This is a genomic window from Sphingomonas astragali (assembly GCF_051400615.1).
GTDB lineage: Bacteria > Pseudomonadota > Alphaproteobacteria > Sphingomonadales > Sphingomonadaceae > Sphingomonas.
On record NZ_JBLFFH010000002.1, the window covers coordinates 825,006 to 840,460 of the forward strand.

Consider the following 15,455-nt stretch of genomic DNA (forward strand, 5'->3'; position numbering starts at 1 on the left):
CTACGCAGTTCCTCGACGCGCTTCTCGATCGGGATGCGGCGCCGTCCGAGCCAGAGATAGAGGCCGGTCACCAGCACGATGATCGCGGCGATATCGAGCCGCCGCCATCTCGGCCAGTTCGTCCATTTGCCAGATCATCGTGATCGGCAGGGTCATGGTGATGATGAACCCGGTGAGCCCCACCACGCTGACCCAGCCGAGCGTGACGATGCCGACCATGTTGTGCGTGTCGAGCCTTTTCACGCGCCCGCTGCGATCCTTGCGGACCGTGCCGAATGATGAGCAGCCGTCGGATGGTGCGCTCTCCCATCTTCGAGATACTGCCGAGCCGCTGCTTGCCGCCCGTCGAATGCTGTCGCGGCGCGAGCCCGAGCCACGCCGCGAAATCGCGGCTCTTGGCGACCGGCATCGAGCGCCAGCATTTCGTCAACGGCTGGGACTTCAGCGTGCCGCTTCGGCAGCTGAGGCGCCCTCCGCAGCTGAAAGGACGCTGCGCGCGAGGCAAGGACTCGGCGCCGGCCGCCCCGAGTTGGCGCCAAGCTTTCTTCTGGCGAAAACTAGAAATCCTGATATATTCACGGCGCTCTCTGGAGTCGTTCTCCAGATGTTCAAGCCTTGAGTTTTCACGATTATATTTGTGGACTCAACTATCGCACCTGAACGATAGTTTTCTGACAGGGGGACGTCGTCATGGCGAAGGTTCTGCGGATTCTGGCTTTTGCCGGCGCGATCGGTGCCGGCATTCTATGCATCGTGCTTGCGGTCACCCAACGCACGCCTGCGCTCTATGCATGGGCGGCGGTGGCGTTCTTCGGCGGCATCACCGGCTTCATCTTCGGAACCGGCGGCGAGCCGAGCGGCAGCATCGATCCGCCCAAGCTCGGCGGCAAGTTCACCGGCCTGCCGGACTGGCTGACGGTGACCGACATGATCCTGGTGGTCATCGCGTTCGTTATCAGCTTCGTCCTGTAAGCGAGCGCGCGTCCGGATGTTCGCCTGGCCGGTACTGCGCCCGTGGATCGTCTGGATCAGCGCGGCGCTGTTCCTGATGGGCCTGTTCCTGCTGTTCGCCTACGACATCGGCTGGCCCACGACCCGCGACAGCTGCATCGGCGAGGACCAGTGCTATTGCGAATGGTTCGATGTCGCGCTCGTCGATCGTGGCGCCGAGGGTACCCGCCAGCCGGTCAATACCTGGTCGAACCTCTATGTGTTCCTGACCATTCCCTTCATCGCGTTCATGATCTCGCGCGATCGCTATCGCGGCAATCCGATCAACCAGATGCAGGCGGTCGGCATCTTCCCGGAGGTCTACGCCGTCGTCGCGCTGTTCCTGGGGCTCGGCAGCATGTGGTTCCATGCCTCGATCGCCAAGCACGTCTCCTGGATGGACGGCATGTCGATGTACGTCTTCGCCGGCTTCCTCGTCTTCTACACCCTCGACCGCATCTTCGTCGCCAACATGGTGAGCAGGGCCGTGCGCATGGTCTTCTTCATCGTCGCCTACCCGTTGGTCGTAATCTGGTTCACGCGATTCGGCGCACGCGGCACCAATTCGGAGATCCTCATCGGGATACTGGTCGCGACCTATGTCCTGCTCGAGCTGCTGCCGCGCAATGTGCGTTTTTGGCAATCGGGCTGGAGCTGGTGGCCGATGAACTTCATCTGGCTCCGCGACGGATGGGCCGCATTGTTCTGGTGGGTCGGTCTCGGCTGCTTCGGATTCGCCACGCTGGCGCGCGCGCTCTCCGCGAAGGAAGGCGCCCCCTGGTGCGACCCGAACAGCGCGTTTCAGCCGCACGGGCTGCTCTGGCATACCTTTTGCGGCGTGATGGCGGTGATGCTCTATCTCTATTGGCGCCGCGAGAACGTCGCCGACCGTCCCGCCACCACTGCAGCGGCGGCGCCCAGCACCGAACGCTGGACGTGACCCCGGCCATGCTGCGCTGATGGACCGGCTGCGCGTTCCCGTCTTCCTGCTCGCCTGCTGGCTGCTGCTGCTGGCGCTGCTGATCGAGCTGGGATCGAGCTGGGCGCTGGCGAAGGCGGCGGGCGAGTTCGAGACGCCGGGGATCGCGATCGGCTATCTCGCAATCATCGACGTGATGATCCTCCACACCGTCGCGCTGATGGCGCTGCAGCTCGTCGTGCCGCGCAACGTGATGGGGCGGCTGCAGGGACCGGTGACGCTGGTGCTGTCCATCATCGGCATCCTGGTCGTGCTATTCGCGTTGGTGCTGGGATCGTTCATGCTGCTGATGCTGATGCTGACGCTGCTGCTGGCGGTGCCGTTCGGCACGATCGCCTATCTCGCCGCCTGGGGGCATTTCGCGGTCAAGGCGGCCGCGGCGACGCTGCTGATCCTGATGCTGCTCAAGATCGGCTTCGTGATCCTGCTGCCGCTCGCGCATCAGCGCTTCCTGCAGAACAAGGGGCTGCTGTTCATCGCCGCGGCGTCGATCGGCTTCACCTGGGTGGTCGGGTTCCTCCATGCCCTCATTCCGGGATTCCTGGTCAGTATCGTCGATGCGCTGGCGGCGCTGGTCATCGCGGTGATCGGCCTCGTCTGGCTGATCCTTCTGTTCATCGGATCCGTGATCGCGACCATCAAAGCGATCCGCAGCAGCGTCCGCTTCAGCTAGCCGGAAGCGGTCATGACGCTTCCTGGGGAACGGTTGCCGCGGTCTAATGCTCCGGCTGCGCCACCGTCGCTGGATCGCCGAGCGCATGGAAGCGCACCTGCCCGCCATCCGGATCGAGCACGATCGCCCCCTGGCCGTCGTCCTCGCCGCACAGGAGCGCGCCACCGGCGGCTCGGCGGTGCGCAACCCAGCCCTCGCCGCACGCCTCCATCACGCCCGCGTCGAGCTCACCGCCGGGACGGCACAGGCAAAGCGCCTGGTCGCCATGGCGGATCAGCATCGGCCCACCCGCGCGCCACTCGAACGGTGCGAGCCGCATCTCTCCCGCCGGCTCGTCGCGCTTTCCCGGCGGAGCAGGCGGCGCATCCTCGGTGGCATCGACCCCACCGTGCGGCGCAGCGACCGGCTGCGAGAGGAAATAGGTCCGCGGCCCGAACCTGCGGGTGATGCCGGCAAGCAGGCCGGGCGGATCGCGGCACCAGTCCTCGATCGCGTCCCTGTCGACCTCGCCGTCCTTCATCGGCGGCGGCGACGCGCAGCTCGTGCTTGGCGCGGTAGTCGCGGGCCCGGCGGGGCGGACCAGCGCATAGGTCGCCACCACGACGAAGCTGGCGCCGACCAGCAGCAGGATGACGATCAGGATGCGCATCGGACCGGCGCGCGCCTATTGATCCGCCTTCGCCTTGTACTTCTCCGCGAAATCGACCCCCTGCGCCTTGAGCACATCAATGGCGACATTCGTCGCCGCGCCGCCGATGAAGCGGCCGAGGCAGATGGGAATGTTCTCGTTCGTCGGCAAGGTTAGCCGGACACCTGAATTCTTGGCGACCCGCTGGGGATAGGTGGGCGACTGACCGGTGATCCTCCCCGTGGGCGGTCCGATGAAGTCGGCCGGCTTGCAATAGCTCAGGCTCACCTTGCCCGAGGCAAGCCCGGCGGCGGCCGCGGGAGTCGATCCGACGAAATTGGGCAGGCTCACGCCGGGGTCGTAGAGGACGATGACCGTGTTGGGAGCATCCCCTGCCGCGGTCGACAGCGTCGCCGAGATGACGTGGCCGGGAACGAGGCCCGTCGGGATGTCCGCCGCCCGGGCCTTGGGCGTATAACCGAGCGCGCCGAGGAAGCCCTCGACGAATTCGCGGGGCTTGTCCTTGAGGGCCGCCTCCGAGAACGGCGGCAGCGGCGTCGCGGTGGACGTCGGGCTCACGGTCGGGGTGGGAGTCGGCGTGGGATCGGGGCCGTCCTTGAGGAGGAAGCCCGGCCAGACGAAGGCGGTGATCAGAACGACGACCACCGCCAGCGCCGCGACGGCCGCCACGACGATCCACCATGGAAAGCCTCCCTCGGCCGGCTTGTCCGGCGGGGTGACCGTCACCGTCCCGATCGGGCTTTCCATATGGTCGTTGTCGGGATCGTTGACCGCCAGCACCCGCAGGCGGAACTTGTGCTCGCCTGCAGGTGCGTCCGAAGGCACCTTGATCGAGACGTTGACGGTCTGCGTCTCCCCCGGCGCGAACGGCCGCTCGCGCTCGCCTTCGACGATGAACCACTCGCTCTTGGTGTCCCCGGTCACCTGGACACCGATGCGACCGGTGATCGCTCCCGGGCTCTTGTTGGTGACGCCGTAGACGGCATTGCCGGTCAGCGGATCCTGCGGCGTCGCGCCGGGGGTCAGCTTCACATTGGCGGGACCATCGGGAATTTCGAAGCTCGGCATGTGCGATTCCTCCGATCAGATCAGGTCGTCACCTTTCGATTCCACCATTCTCAGCCGCATTGCGCCGCAAAGGCGTCGGCGCTGCCGTCGCCGTCGAAGTCGCCGATCCCCAGCTCGCCGTAGCCGGGGCCGATGGCGAGATTCTGGTAGTTGCTGTTCGCCGCCGACGAATATTTCCACTGATAGTTGCCGTCGCCCATCGCATAGGTGGCGAGCGTATCGGTCTTGCCGTCCCCGTCGAAGTCTCCGAAGCGCAGCAGATTGGTCTGGTCGCCGTCCGCGGTCTTGCGCGGCGGCTCGCTGCCCTTGAACGCGATCATCCAGGCATAGGCAGGCGGCGGATAGAGCGTGGACGGCACCGAATAGAAGATGTCGGTGGTCCCGTCGCCGTCGAAGTCGCCGAACCGCAGCTCGGACAGCTCAGGCCCGGTCGCCAGCACGCGGGCATTGCGCCGGCCGCCCGGATAATATTGCCAGCGATAGGTGCCGGCGCCGGTCGGCGCGGCGGTGAAGACGTCGGTGGTACCGTCGCCGTCGAAATCGCCGAAGCCCACCTGCTTCGGATCCGGGCCGAGCCTCAAGTCCTGGAGCGCGCCGGCACCGCCGGGCGAAAAGCGCCACTGGAACGATCCGCCCTCGGCGGGGGTGCCGGTGAAGACATCGGTCTTGCCGTCGCCGTCGAAGTCGCCGAAGCCGAGCGCGGCGAGATCGGGACCGCTTCCCAGCGGCCGGAACGGCGCCGCGCCGCCGGGCGAGAAGAACCATTGGAACAGGTTGTTGCCTTTGGCGACGCTGGTGAAGGCATCGGTCTTGCCGTCCCCGTCGAAATCGCCGAACCGCAGGCGATAAAGCGGCGGCCCCTTGATGAGGTCGCGGAAGTTGCTCCGGGCGCGCGCCGAATAGTGCCAGCGACAATCGGTGCCGGGCATCGCCGTCACGGCGGCGGCCGGCGTCGGCGCCGGCTCGTCAGCGGGAGCGGTCGGCACCGGCCTGGGTGTGGGAGATGCCTGGGGTTTCGGGCGCAGATAGCCCGGCCACACGAACAGGGCGAGGAGCAGCGCAGCCAGCGCCAGCGCTCCCAGCGCCGCGATCAGGATCCACCACGGGAACTTGCTTGCGCCGCGGGACGGCACGGTGAACGTGCCGATCGGGCTTTCCATGTGATCATTGTCGGGGTCGTTGACCGCCACCACCCGCAGCCGGAATTTGTGGTCACCGGAAGGCGTATTCGGCGGCACGCTGATCGCCACCTCGATCGTCTGGCTCTCGCCCGGCGCGAACTGGCGCACGGCCTCGCCCTTGATCGTGAACCATTCGGCCTTTGCGGTGCCGGTCACCTGCACGCTTGGCCGGCCGGAGACCGGATGCGGAGACTTGTTGGTGACTGCATAGACGGCGGTGCCGCTGTACGGCGACTGTCCGTCACCGGACGTCAGCGCCACGGTGGCGGGGCCGTCCGGGATCTCGAAGCTCGACATGCTCGCTCCTCCGTCTCTAGGCTGGCTGCGGTTGGTAGGCGATTTCGTAGGTGGCGTAGGCCGGTCGCTCGGCATCGACGATGCGTGCGACCAGATCGGCGTAGCGACGCGCTTCCGCGGGAAGGTTCACCCGCAGGTGGAAGGAGCGCGGGCGCCCGGCGGCGTCAGGGATGGCATCCTCGATCATGATCCCCGACAGCCCGATCGCCACCGCCAGGAAGCGCTCGAGCGTCCGACGCGACCCGCGGCTCCGCGCGAGCTGCGCCGCTTCCGCCACTAGCAGCCGCAGCCGGCCCGTGCCCGCGGCGAAGCTCGGCACGCCGGCACCGGGCCGCCCCCCGGACCAGTCGAGATAGCCGGCCAGCCCGAGCCAGTCGGCGAGCATGAACACGAACGGCTCTTCGGCGCGGAGCGGATCGATCTCCGCGTCGAGCGCATCGAGCCGCGCCTCGGCGGGGGCATGGAGCGCCTCCATCGCCGCCAGCACCGCTGCGAGCGGATTGTCGCGCCGGATCGCGCTCTGGTAGCTTTCGGGCAGCAGCCGGGCGATGCGCTCGCGCTCCATGTCAGCGCCACGCCTCCTCGTCGCTCGCCACCTGGATGTCGTGCGTATCGGCGCAGTAGAGCCAGCCCGGCGGCAGCGGGATGCGCTCGGTGAACACCGTCGCCGACGACAAGGTGAAGCGGTCGCCGCCATCGCTGCTGCGGTGAACGCCGATCGGCCCGGCGCTCAGCACCAGCGGCGCCCCACCGGGCTGCGGCGCCGCCGCCACCGCGGCGACGACGTGGAGCAGCCGCTCCGTGTCGCGGATCGGCAGCCCGGCGTCGAGCCGCACCGCCGTCCAGCTCGGCTTGCTCGCCATGCCGTCCATCCACAGCACGCCGGCGCGGTTCGATCCGGCGAACACGGTGGTGTCGGCGAAGGCGAGCGCCTGGCAGCTCCCGCCCTGCCAACCGACGTTGAACGGCTGGAAGCCGTCGGGATCGTTGGCGCCGTCGGCGCGCAGCTCGGTGCGATAGGCGCCCTCGCCTTGCTCGCCGGCCTCCGCGGCGAGGCCCGCCCACAGGAAGGCGCGGGCACTGGCGTGCTGGACGGCGAGCACGCGCACGTCCTTGCCCTTCAGCCCGATCGAGCGGAACGTCTCGGAGACGCCGCCGGCCGCGGACAGATGGACGCCGCCCTCCTCACGCGCCGCTACCGCCACCGAGATCACCCCGGACGGCGATGTCGTGCTCGCCACCGCGTAGAAGCCCTTGGTGTCGATCGCCTTGTCGACCGAAACCGGCACCGGCCCGGCGGTGCCGCGCGGGGCGAGCTGGCGCAGGCCCTGCGCGGTGGCGATCAACAGCAGCGGCTGACCGTCGCGCTCGATCCAGTCGGCATCGAACACCTCGACGTCGAACGCCGCGGCATTCTCCTGCCAGGTCTCGCCGAGATCGTAGGAGACGTGGACCGCGCCGCCCTTGGCACGCGCGATGCCGACCGCGATCACGCCCGCACGCCCGGAGTGGGGCGCCACGAAGCGCACCGCCTCCCCTTCTTTGGCCAGCACCGTCGCCCAGCTGTCGGCGTCGTCGAGGCTACGGTAAAGTCCGGTCGCGCCACCCGCGAACCAGCAGCCCGGCTGGTGCGGATCGCGCACAAGCGCTGCGATATCCCGGTCCGGCGCCTCGCCGATCGTGAAGCGCAACTGGTCCGCATAACGCACGCCTGCCTGATTCATGATCGCCTCGTAGACGTCGGCGGCGCGCAGCTCGTGGCCGAACGGCAGGTCGCGCAGCGGCGAGAGCAGCGCGTTGATCCGCTCGCGCACCGCCTGGGCGGCGGTCGTCCGGTCGATCTCGCGCCCGACCACGATCCGTGCCGCGACCGCCACCGGCCGCACCCGCGCCCACACCACCGCGGTGCGCACTCCGAGCGGCCGGCGTTCGTCCAGCGCGGCGGCGACACGCTGACGCAGCTCCTCGCGGCGATGCTCCCCGATCACCGGCGCCGTCACCGCCCTGTCGGGCAGGCCGGCGACGTCGATCGACGGGATGATCTGCACCTCGACCACGCCCGGATCGGCATGGCTCCACGCCTGCGCCTGGGCATAGGCGCGCGCACGGGCGACGCCGCCGGTCGAGAGCGCGACATGCTCATAGTCGCGCGCAGTCACCGCGCAGCGCAGCGACGACAGCGCGATCGGCCCGCGCGTCAGCGCGTCCTCCAGCGTCTCCGCGTCGGCGCCACCGGCGGCGCGGTGGGCATTGGCCACGGTCACGCCCGCCGGCGCGTTCTTGAGCAGCTTGAGCGCACCGGCCGAGACGTTGCCCGCGCTGCCGCCGCCGGTGCGATACCAGGCACGGATTTCGCGGCCGGCCGGCGGCAGCGCCGCGACCGCGCGCGCGCCGGTGCCGGTCTCGTCGATCGCCGGGGCGAACTGGACGCGCCCCTGGGCGCGGTCGAGTCGATAGACCCGCGCGTCGGGATCGACGTCGGCGAAGCTCTCCGCCTCGCTCCAGATGCGATAGGTCTTATCCCCGACACCGAAGCTGCGGTCGTTCTCCAGATCCTCGCCCTCGGCCGCCTCGACCGCGAGAATGAAGTCGAGCCCGTCGCCGCTCGGCGCGATCACCGGCGGACGGCGGACCGCCAGCGACTGTCCTGGCTGTCCGCTGGACGTACCGATCAACTCGGCCTCGGCCACCGCACAGTGCAGCGCCGGCACGTCGACGCTGTCGGCGCCCTTCTCCAGCGTCGCCGCGGCGGCGGTGGCGAACACAACCGATCCGTCGCCGGTCGCCACCTGGGTGCCGGCCGGGATCGTCACCGCCGCGTCGGAGGACCCGCCGCGGCTGAACGTCAGCGTCGTCGCCGCGGCGCTCGGCGGGCGCAGCTCGACGCCGGCGAGATTGAGCAGCGCGACATAGAGCTTGGCCGGCACCCGGTTCAGCCGGTAGAGCATCGCCTCGGTAAGGTAGGCGAACAGTTCGAGCAGCGTCCGGCCGGGATCGGCGGGATTGTGGTCGGTCCATTCGGGACAGGTCGCGCTGGCCTGCGCCAACGCCTGGTCGACGAGCTGCTTGAAGGTCCGATCGTCGAGGCGCGGCGACGGCAGCGGCATCAACCGGCTCCCTGCAGGTCGACCGCCACCGTCAGGCTGTCGGCCCGGTCGGTGCGCCTCAGGCGATAGACCAGCTCGATCAGCAGCCGGCCGGCGGAATCGTCGTCCGGGCCGGCATCGAGCCGCACGATCTCGACCCGCGGCTCCCAGCGGCGGATCGCCTCGCGGACGTAGTGGATCGCCAGGCCCGCAGTGGTGGCGTCGTTGGGCGCAAACATCAGCCGGTGCAGCGGACAGCCATAGTCCGGCAGCATCACCCGCTCTCCCGGCGTGGTGGTGAGCAGCATCAGGATCGCCTGGCGCACCGCCTCGTGATCGTCGACCATCGCGAGGCGTCCCGTGGGCGTCACCGTCAGGCCATCGAACGGGCCGCTGCCGGTCCCGAGCAGGCCGCCCTCGAAGCGGAAGCCGCGGATCGGGCGCAGGCTCATGCGTTCGCCTTCAACAGATCCTGGCCCGGCTCGACCACCTTGTAGTTGACGATGCCTGGCGGCGTCCCGTCGGTCAGCCCGGTGACCGTGTCGAGGCAGACGGCGTGGCCGTCGATGCGGATGAAGCCGGAATAGCCCTGCTTAACCTTGAGCGTGGTCTTGCAGGGACGCAGGCCGATCACCGGGTTGATGTTCGGACAGAACTTGATGTCGCGGCCCTCTGGATCGGTGGCGACCAGCACCTCGCGGCCTTCGATCCGCACCAGCTTCTGGGTGAATTCCACCTCGACGCGGCCGCCGTGCTCGCAGATCATCGTCGCGTCGCGGGTGAGCCAGCGCATCGGTCAGCCCCGCTCGAAATCGATCGCAGCGGCGCGCAGCACCATGCGCCGGCCGGGCGCCTCGATCACCAGATTCCGCGTCGCGCTGAGGCGCGCGCCGGTGGGGCCGAACTCGAGCACGTCGCCGGCGCCGGTCTCCAGCCGGCAGAGCTTGTCCGATCCGTGCAGGGTCAGCTTCTGCCCACCCGGCGCATGAAGCACATAGCCGCGCGGCACGCCCTGCCAGGCGAGTCCGTCCTCGACATCGCCGGCGCCGTAGAGTCCGCCGAGGATCAGGCCGCGCGCCGGATCGCCGTCGGGCAGCAGCACCAGCGCGTCGTCACCCACCTCGGGCAGCATGATCGCGCCCTTGCCCGATCCGGCGCCGAGCGACATCACCGGCATCCAGCCGGTCTCGACCTCGCCGAAGCTCGGCAGCATCGCGCGGGCACGGCCGAGACGCTGGGGATCGTCGACCTCGATGATCTGTGCGATCGCCACTGCCGGTGCCTTCGCCCGCGCCGCGCGCGGCGGCGGAGCGGTCGAAAGCTCGACGACATAGCCGCCCGCCTCGTCGAAGCGGTGCAGCGTGGTCGTCGGCACGAAATCGCCGTCGATCGCTTCGGCGAGGCCGCTCACCGCGATGACGCGGCCCGGAAGCAGCGTCGGATCGCCGGCGGCGGTCGCCTCCAGCACTAGCTGCTGCGCGATCGATCGGTCCATGTCGGCCTGCGCGAGTCCTTCGGCCTCCCCGCGATCGGCGCCGATCCGGTTGGTGAGAATGCGCTCACCGAGATCCGGGAACGCGCTGATGCCGATATCGCGGAACTCCACCGCGTCCTGCCGCGCCAGTCCGACGGTGGCATCGACGCTCGCGAGCGTGATCGGGTCCCATGCACGCGCCGAGGTCGACTTGCGCAGCGTCTCGGCATTGGCGGTGGCGCGGGCGGCGAGCAGCCCGGCGCCGAGCGCGAGCGGGATTGCCGGTTCACCGCCACCGGCAAGGCTGCAGGCGTCGAGCGTCCCGTCCTGCAGCCGCAGGTACAGGCCCGACGCGCCGGCAAGATCGGCGATCAGGTCGAAATCGCTCTGGTCGTGCTGGATCAGCAGCGGCCGTCTCGGCGCGTCCGGAATTGAGGCGGTGGAGGCGCCGATGTCTGCCGCTGCCTCGACGATCAGCGTGGCCAGGGTGACGTCGCTCAGCGCGCGCGGGCGCTGGCGCTTGCGCAGGCGGTGCAGCCTGTCATAGGCGCGCGCGCGGACGATCCGGCCGCCGCTTCCGTCGGCCTCGTGCTCTATCGCGGTGATCTCGCCGTCGAACAGCCATTCGCCCGATCGGAGCCGGAGCTCGACCGTCGCGCCGATCCGCACCGCGACGAGATGCGCGGGATCGGGATCGGCGAAAGCGATCTCCGCCAGCGCCGGCGCACCCAGCGCGTGGCGCACCGCGACCGAGACGGCGCATGCCGCCAGCGCCGCCTTGGCCGGTTCGCCATCCAGGCGCAGGTCGGGGACACGGCGGGGCGGATGCTCGGTCATACGTACTGCGCCAGCACGCTGGCCGGCGGCAGCATCAGCGTGCCGCCCCTCGGCATCCGCAGCATGTCGTCGAGCCCATTGAACCGCGCGATCGCGCGGGCATAGGATGGATCGCCGAAGCGCTCCGCCGCTATCAGGTAGAGCCGGTTGAGCAGCACGCCTTGCTCGTCGGCCGCGACGGTAACCGAATCATACTCGATCGCTCCATCGCTCTCGGCGGGCGCGGCGAGGGCAGGCGTCTCGAACTGGGGGCTGGTCGGCGCGGCGGCGGGCGGCAGCGGCGCGCGCTCCTCGACCCGCCGCAGGCGAAGGCTGAGCCACGATCGCTGCGGCGTGCCGGCAGCGTCGAACTGCTCGAGCCGCTCGGCGACCGCGGTGACCACCCCGGCAACATTCCATGCCTTGCCCCAGATGAAGCGCACCGTCGGTGGTGCGCTCGATCCTCCGCCCTCCGCGGCATTCTCGCTCAGGTTCCACAGCGGCCTTGTCAGCTCACGCACGTCCTGGCTGCCGAGCACGGGCGCGCTGGCCCGCGGCCGTACCGAAACCGCCTCCCGCGCCACCTCGGTGTCGAACAGCAGGTAGAGGTCGTATTCGGTGGTGCCGCCGCCGGTCGCGATCAGCGGATCGTCGGTGCGCGCGCCGCCCATCACCACCCCGCCCGCGCCGCTGCGGCGCCTGAGGCCGGAGGCGCGGCGCATCTCCAGGCTCTCGGGGTTGAGCAGCGCCGATATGCGGTCGCCGGTCGCTTCCAGCACGAAGGTCACCCGCTCCACCGGCCACTCTCCTGCTCGGCGGCGAGCTCGGCGAACCGGGGGGGCGGCGTCCCCGCGTCATCGAGCTCTACCGCCAATGGCGGCAGCGCCGGCCAGCGGGGATGCAGCGACAGGCCGCTCTCGACCGGAGACGGCATGGTCTGGCCGGCCGCCGATACCCAGCGCGTGGGCTCGCCGGCAACCGGGTCCTCGCGATCGAAGCTCGTGGGCCGACATCGCGCCGCCGGCAACGGCAACCACTCCGGGCGAGGTGTCGCGCGCGGCGCATCCCTCTCCCGCCAGCGTATCGGCGTCACCGGCTTCTCTTCCCGCGGCGGGAAGTCGGGCGACACGGAATTGCTCCGCTCCGTCGTGGAGAAGATCGGCGAGTCCCGCCGGGGCCCATGCTCGGACCATCCCTGGCCACTCGGTCGATGTTCGGCGCGGTGACGCTCGCCGAAGACCGTCGCCGACCGATTGCGCCGGACGGTCGGCGGCCATGTCGACGGGCGCTCGCTCGCCGCTCGCTCGACGTATCCGGGCCGGACACGCGCGCGGCGGCGCCATCCCTTCCAGCGAAACACCGGCGTCGGCCGATCCCGAAGCTCAGGCGGCGCTGGATCGGAAACGGGAGATGGCGCTCGGACATACGCGAGGGAATCCATTGTCGCTGCCGGGCGTGAGGTCCGCGGCCGCATCGCGGAGCGGAACGGCGGCGGTGCCGCGCCGCGTAGCGGCTCGTCCGCGGGCGCCGTCTCGGCCAGGTGCGGCGCGCGTTCGGCGATCATGCGCAACCAATGGTCCGGTGCGCCCGGAAAACGCTCGCGCAGCCCTATCATCGCACGCTCGACTGGCGCGGAAGGCGCCACCGAACGCTCGAGCGCGTCGGCGATGATGCGCGCGAACGACGCGATCGCCGTCAGCCACCAGCCGACCCATCGTCGCAGCCAGCGCACCGGATCAGCCTCGATCGAGCGAGTCGAAGGCGAGATGCAGTTCCTCGATCGCCGTCTCGCGGCCGAGCGCGTCGAGCGGGGCGCCGCTCCACTGGCACGGCCAGGCGTTGATCAGGTTCCAGCGCATCGCCTCGCGCACGCCGTCGCTTTCGAGCATCACGATCGAGACGTGGCGGCGCTGCACGGTGCCGCGCGCACCCTGCAGCAGCCAATTCCACAGATCGATCGAGCTGGTGAGGCCGTAGCGCAGCGTCACCTCGGCATATTCGACCGGCCCGGGTAGCGCGCGCACGATCTGCCCGGCGCCGGATTCGCGGTAGCGGATCGGGTGGATGCGCATACCGAGCCCCATGCACTCGGTGAAGCGCGCCTCCGCCACGTCTTGGATGGTGAGCAGGAAGTTATAGTTGCGATAGGGATCGACCGGGGCGCCTACGCGGGCCTGCTGCGCTCCGGATTCCGGTTGCTGATCGGCCATCGGACCATCTCCTTCGGGTCAGTCGGTCAGGCGAGCTCGACGGTCGCCCCCACGGCGCTCTGGCCGATACGGAAGATCACGAACTCGGCAGGCTTCATCGGCGCGATGCCGATCAGCGCCACCACCTGGCCGGCGTCGACCACCTCCGGCGGGTTGGTCTCGGCGTCGCAGCGCACGAAGAACGCCTGCTCGGGACTCGCTCCGGCCAGCGCGCCCTGCCGCCACAACAGGGTCAGGAAGGCGTCGACGTCGCGCTTGATCGACTTCCACAACGGCCGGTCGTTGGGCTCGAACACCACCCAGCGCGTGCTGATCGCGATCGATTCCTCGATCATGTTGAACAGCCGCCGCACGTTCAGGTAGCGCCACTCGCTCGCACTCGGCGCCAGCGTCCGCGCGCCCCAGACCCGCACGCCCTCGCGCGTAAAATAGCGGATGCAGTTCACCCCCGCCGGATTGAGAACGTCCTGCTCCGCCCGCGACACGATGCGGCTGACGCTGAGCGCGCCCCGGATCGGCAGGTTCGCGGGGGCCTTGTGCACTCCACGTTCGGCGTCGGTGCGGGCATAGAGACCGGCGAGATGGCCCGAGGGCGCCACCTCGATCTGCTTGTCGGGATCGAGCGCATCGCGCACTATCAGCCAGGGATAGTAGAAGGCGCCGTAGCCGCCGTCGGACTCGCGCGGGCGGAATCCCGGCCGCTGCGAGGCCTTCTTTCCGCCTTCCGGCGCATCGGCAGCGGCAGCGGCACTCGGACCGCTCACCGTCGCCACGCGGGTCAGCGCCTCGACATTGTCGACGCTTGCGGGTCCGTCGAGGATCGCGACGCGGTCGCGCATCCGCTCGGCGGAATCGAGCAGCGCGGCGTAGGAGGCGACATCGGTCCGACCCGGCGCGGCGATGATCGCGATCTCGTCGATCGCTTCCAGCGCATCGAGCCCACGGCCATTGCCCGAGATCGCAGCATCGGCGTTGCCGGTGTTGACTACATAGCAGCGCGATCCGCCGTTGAGGAAGAAGCCGTAGACGGCATTGGCGAGGTCGGTCGACGCATCGCCCGGCTGCACGAACTCGCGCACGAACTCGGACCAGTTGTTGATCGCCACCGGATCGTTATGCCGCGCGCCGGCATTGGGCGCCACGCCGACGAAACCGGCGGTCGAGGTACCGACCGCCTCGATCGGGCGCGGACCCGAGCTGACTTCCTCCACATAGACGCCGGGACTGAGATAGGCTGCCATGTCAGCTCTCCATCGTCAGGGTCACGATCGCGGGCTCGCCGGGAGTGACCGGCGCTTCCGCCTCGACGCCGCGGGCGCGGACCCGTACCCGCAGCGCACCGTGCGGCTCGGCCGGTCCGGTCAGGCGGAAGCGTCCGTCGGCGTCGGTTCGGACGAAGCGGTCGAGCCCGATCAGGTTGACCAGCGCGCCCGCCACCGGCGTCTGCGCCGGCCCCTGCACCTGCCCTTCCACCGTTCCGAGCCCGCCGAGCCGCGTCGCGAGCGGGAACCGCACCAGCGGCGCTTTCTCGGTCGGACGGACGCGCGCGATCGTCCCGCGGACGACCACGCCTGCCGCGACCGGCAGGCCGAGCGCGGTGCAAGCGGCGGCGGCGGTCTGGTCGACCACCTCGAACTCGGGATCGTCGCTCAGCGCGAACAGGATGTCGGCGGCGGCGCGATGCTCGGCCAGCGCATCCGCCACCCGCACCGCGACCAGATAATCGATTGAAAGAAGGTCGGCTCTCTCCCGCACCCTTGGCTCGGGCCGAGGCCGGATCGCGAGCAGGCGTACCTCGACCAGATCGGTCTGTGCTGCTTGAGATGCGCTAGCGGCAGCGGTGCGAAGTCCGGTTGCCTGCGACACGCGAGCCACCAGCGAATGTGTGAGGTCGTCTGCGCCGTCGTGCATGGCAGCCCCCCTACCGCAGGGCTGGGAAAGTAAATCAATCACGCGACAGTTGGAAGTACCTTACGCATCTGCCAATGATATGCCCTGAATCGTAGTATTAATAGAAATGAGCAGCAACCGC

Annotated in this window: 17 protein-coding genes and 1 pseudogene; 3 read left to right on the forward strand and 15 right to left on the reverse strand. The window is 69.4% G+C overall.

The window, feature by feature from the left end:
* Both ACMGER_RS12235 and ACMGER_RS12240 read right to left on the reverse strand, forming a co-directional pair.
* Positions 1-243, reverse strand: a complete 243-nt coding sequence (locus tag ACMGER_RS12235) for a hypothetical protein (protein WP_436812412.1) — start codon at positions 241-243, stop codon at positions 1-3.
* 31 nt (positions 244-274) lie between these two features.
* Positions 275-397: pseudogene (locus ACMGER_RS12240) on the reverse strand (transposase); the annotation flags it as partial.
* 293 nt (positions 398-690) lie between these two features.
* On the opposite strand from ACMGER_RS12240, the gene ACMGER_RS12245 reads away from it, so the two are divergent.
* Genes ACMGER_RS12245 through ACMGER_RS12255 form a run of 3 tightly spaced genes read left to right on the forward strand, consistent with a single transcriptional unit; the run spans position 691 to position 2,642 of the window.
* A complete protein-coding gene (locus ACMGER_RS12245) occupies positions 691-972 on the forward strand; it encodes a hypothetical protein (protein ID WP_436812413.1) in 282 nt (93 codons plus the stop codon).
* Positions 973-988: 16 nt separating this feature from the next.
* A complete protein-coding gene (locus ACMGER_RS12250; RefSeq protein WP_436812414.1) occupies positions 989-1,930 on the forward strand; it encodes a hypothetical protein in 942 nt (313 codons plus the stop codon).
* Between the two features lie 19 nt (positions 1,931-1,949).
* On the forward strand, positions 1,950-2,642 hold the full coding sequence (locus ACMGER_RS12255; protein WP_436812415.1) for a hypothetical protein: 693 nt from the start codon (positions 1,950-1,952) through the stop codon (positions 2,640-2,642).
* A 43-nt stretch (positions 2,643-2,685) separates the two neighbouring features.
* Here the strand turns inward: ACMGER_RS12255 and ACMGER_RS12260 are convergent, their stop codons facing one another.
* Genes ACMGER_RS12260 through ACMGER_RS12320 form a run of 13 tightly spaced genes read right to left on the reverse strand, consistent with a single transcriptional unit; the run spans position 2,686 to position 15,334 of the window.
* Positions 2,686-3,291, reverse strand: coding sequence for a hypothetical protein (locus ACMGER_RS12260; RefSeq protein WP_436812416.1), 606 nt, complete (start codon positions 3,289-3,291; stop codon positions 2,686-2,688).
* A gap of 15 nt (positions 3,292-3,306) precedes the next feature.
* Entirely contained in the window at positions 3,307-4,359 is a 1,053-nt protein-coding gene (locus ACMGER_RS12265; RefSeq protein ID WP_436812417.1) for a COG1470 family protein, read from the reverse strand.
* A 50-nt stretch (positions 4,360-4,409) separates the two neighbouring features.
* The gene (locus ACMGER_RS12270; protein ID WP_436812418.1) at positions 4,410-5,837 is read right to left on the reverse strand and encodes an FG-GAP-like repeat-containing protein; all 1,428 of its coding nucleotides are present in this window, start codon (positions 5,835-5,837) and stop codon (positions 4,410-4,412) included.
* A gap of 16 nt (positions 5,838-5,853) precedes the next feature.
* A complete protein-coding gene (locus tag ACMGER_RS12275; protein WP_436812419.1) occupies positions 5,854-6,402 on the reverse strand; it encodes a hypothetical protein in 549 nt (182 codons plus the stop codon).
* A 1-nt stretch (position 6,403) separates the two neighbouring features.
* The gene (locus ACMGER_RS12280) at positions 6,404-8,944 is read right to left on the reverse strand and encodes a baseplate J/gp47 family protein (protein ID WP_436812420.1); all 2,541 of its coding nucleotides are present in this window, start codon (positions 8,942-8,944) and stop codon (positions 6,404-6,406) included.
* Positions 8,944-9,375 (reverse strand): GPW/gp25 family protein, encoded by a 432-nt coding sequence (locus ACMGER_RS12285; protein WP_436812421.1) that lies wholly within the window; start codon positions 9,373-9,375, stop codon positions 8,944-8,946. The genes ACMGER_RS12280 and ACMGER_RS12285 overlap by 1 nt, the downstream gene beginning before the upstream one ends.
* Positions 9,372-9,716, reverse strand: a complete 345-nt coding sequence (locus ACMGER_RS12290; protein ID WP_436812422.1) for a hypothetical protein — start codon at positions 9,714-9,716, stop codon at positions 9,372-9,374. Before ACMGER_RS12290 ends, ACMGER_RS12285 begins: the two co-directional genes overlap by 4 nt.
* A gap of 3 nt (positions 9,717-9,719) precedes the next feature.
* A complete protein-coding gene (locus ACMGER_RS12295) occupies positions 9,720-11,234 on the reverse strand; it encodes a phage baseplate assembly protein V (protein WP_436812423.1) in 1,515 nt (504 codons plus the stop codon).
* Positions 11,231-12,010 carry a CIS tube protein gene (locus ACMGER_RS12300; protein WP_436812424.1) on the reverse strand — a complete coding sequence of 260 codons (780 nt, stop codon included), beginning with the start codon at positions 12,008-12,010 and terminating at the stop codon, positions 11,231-11,233. The genes ACMGER_RS12295 and ACMGER_RS12300 overlap by 4 nt, the downstream gene beginning before the upstream one ends.
* The gene (locus tag ACMGER_RS12305) at positions 11,998-12,945 is read right to left on the reverse strand and encodes a hypothetical protein (protein ID WP_436812425.1); all 948 of its coding nucleotides are present in this window, start codon (positions 12,943-12,945) and stop codon (positions 11,998-12,000) included. Before ACMGER_RS12305 ends, ACMGER_RS12300 begins: the two co-directional genes overlap by 13 nt.
* A gap of 4 nt (positions 12,946-12,949) precedes the next feature.
* Positions 12,950-13,423 carry a phage tail protein gene (locus ACMGER_RS12310; protein WP_436812426.1) on the reverse strand — a complete coding sequence of 158 codons (474 nt, stop codon included), beginning with the start codon at positions 13,421-13,423 and terminating at the stop codon, positions 12,950-12,952.
* A gap of 26 nt (positions 13,424-13,449) precedes the next feature.
* Positions 13,450-14,664 (reverse strand): phage tail sheath family protein, encoded by a 1,215-nt coding sequence (locus ACMGER_RS12315; protein WP_436812427.1) that lies wholly within the window; start codon positions 14,662-14,664, stop codon positions 13,450-13,452.
* Between the two features lies 1 nt (position 14,665).
* Positions 14,666-15,334, reverse strand: coding sequence for a carboxypeptidase-like regulatory domain-containing protein (locus ACMGER_RS12320; protein WP_436812428.1), 669 nt, complete (start codon positions 15,332-15,334; stop codon positions 14,666-14,668).
* Between the last annotated feature and the right edge of the window lie 121 nt (positions 15,335-15,455).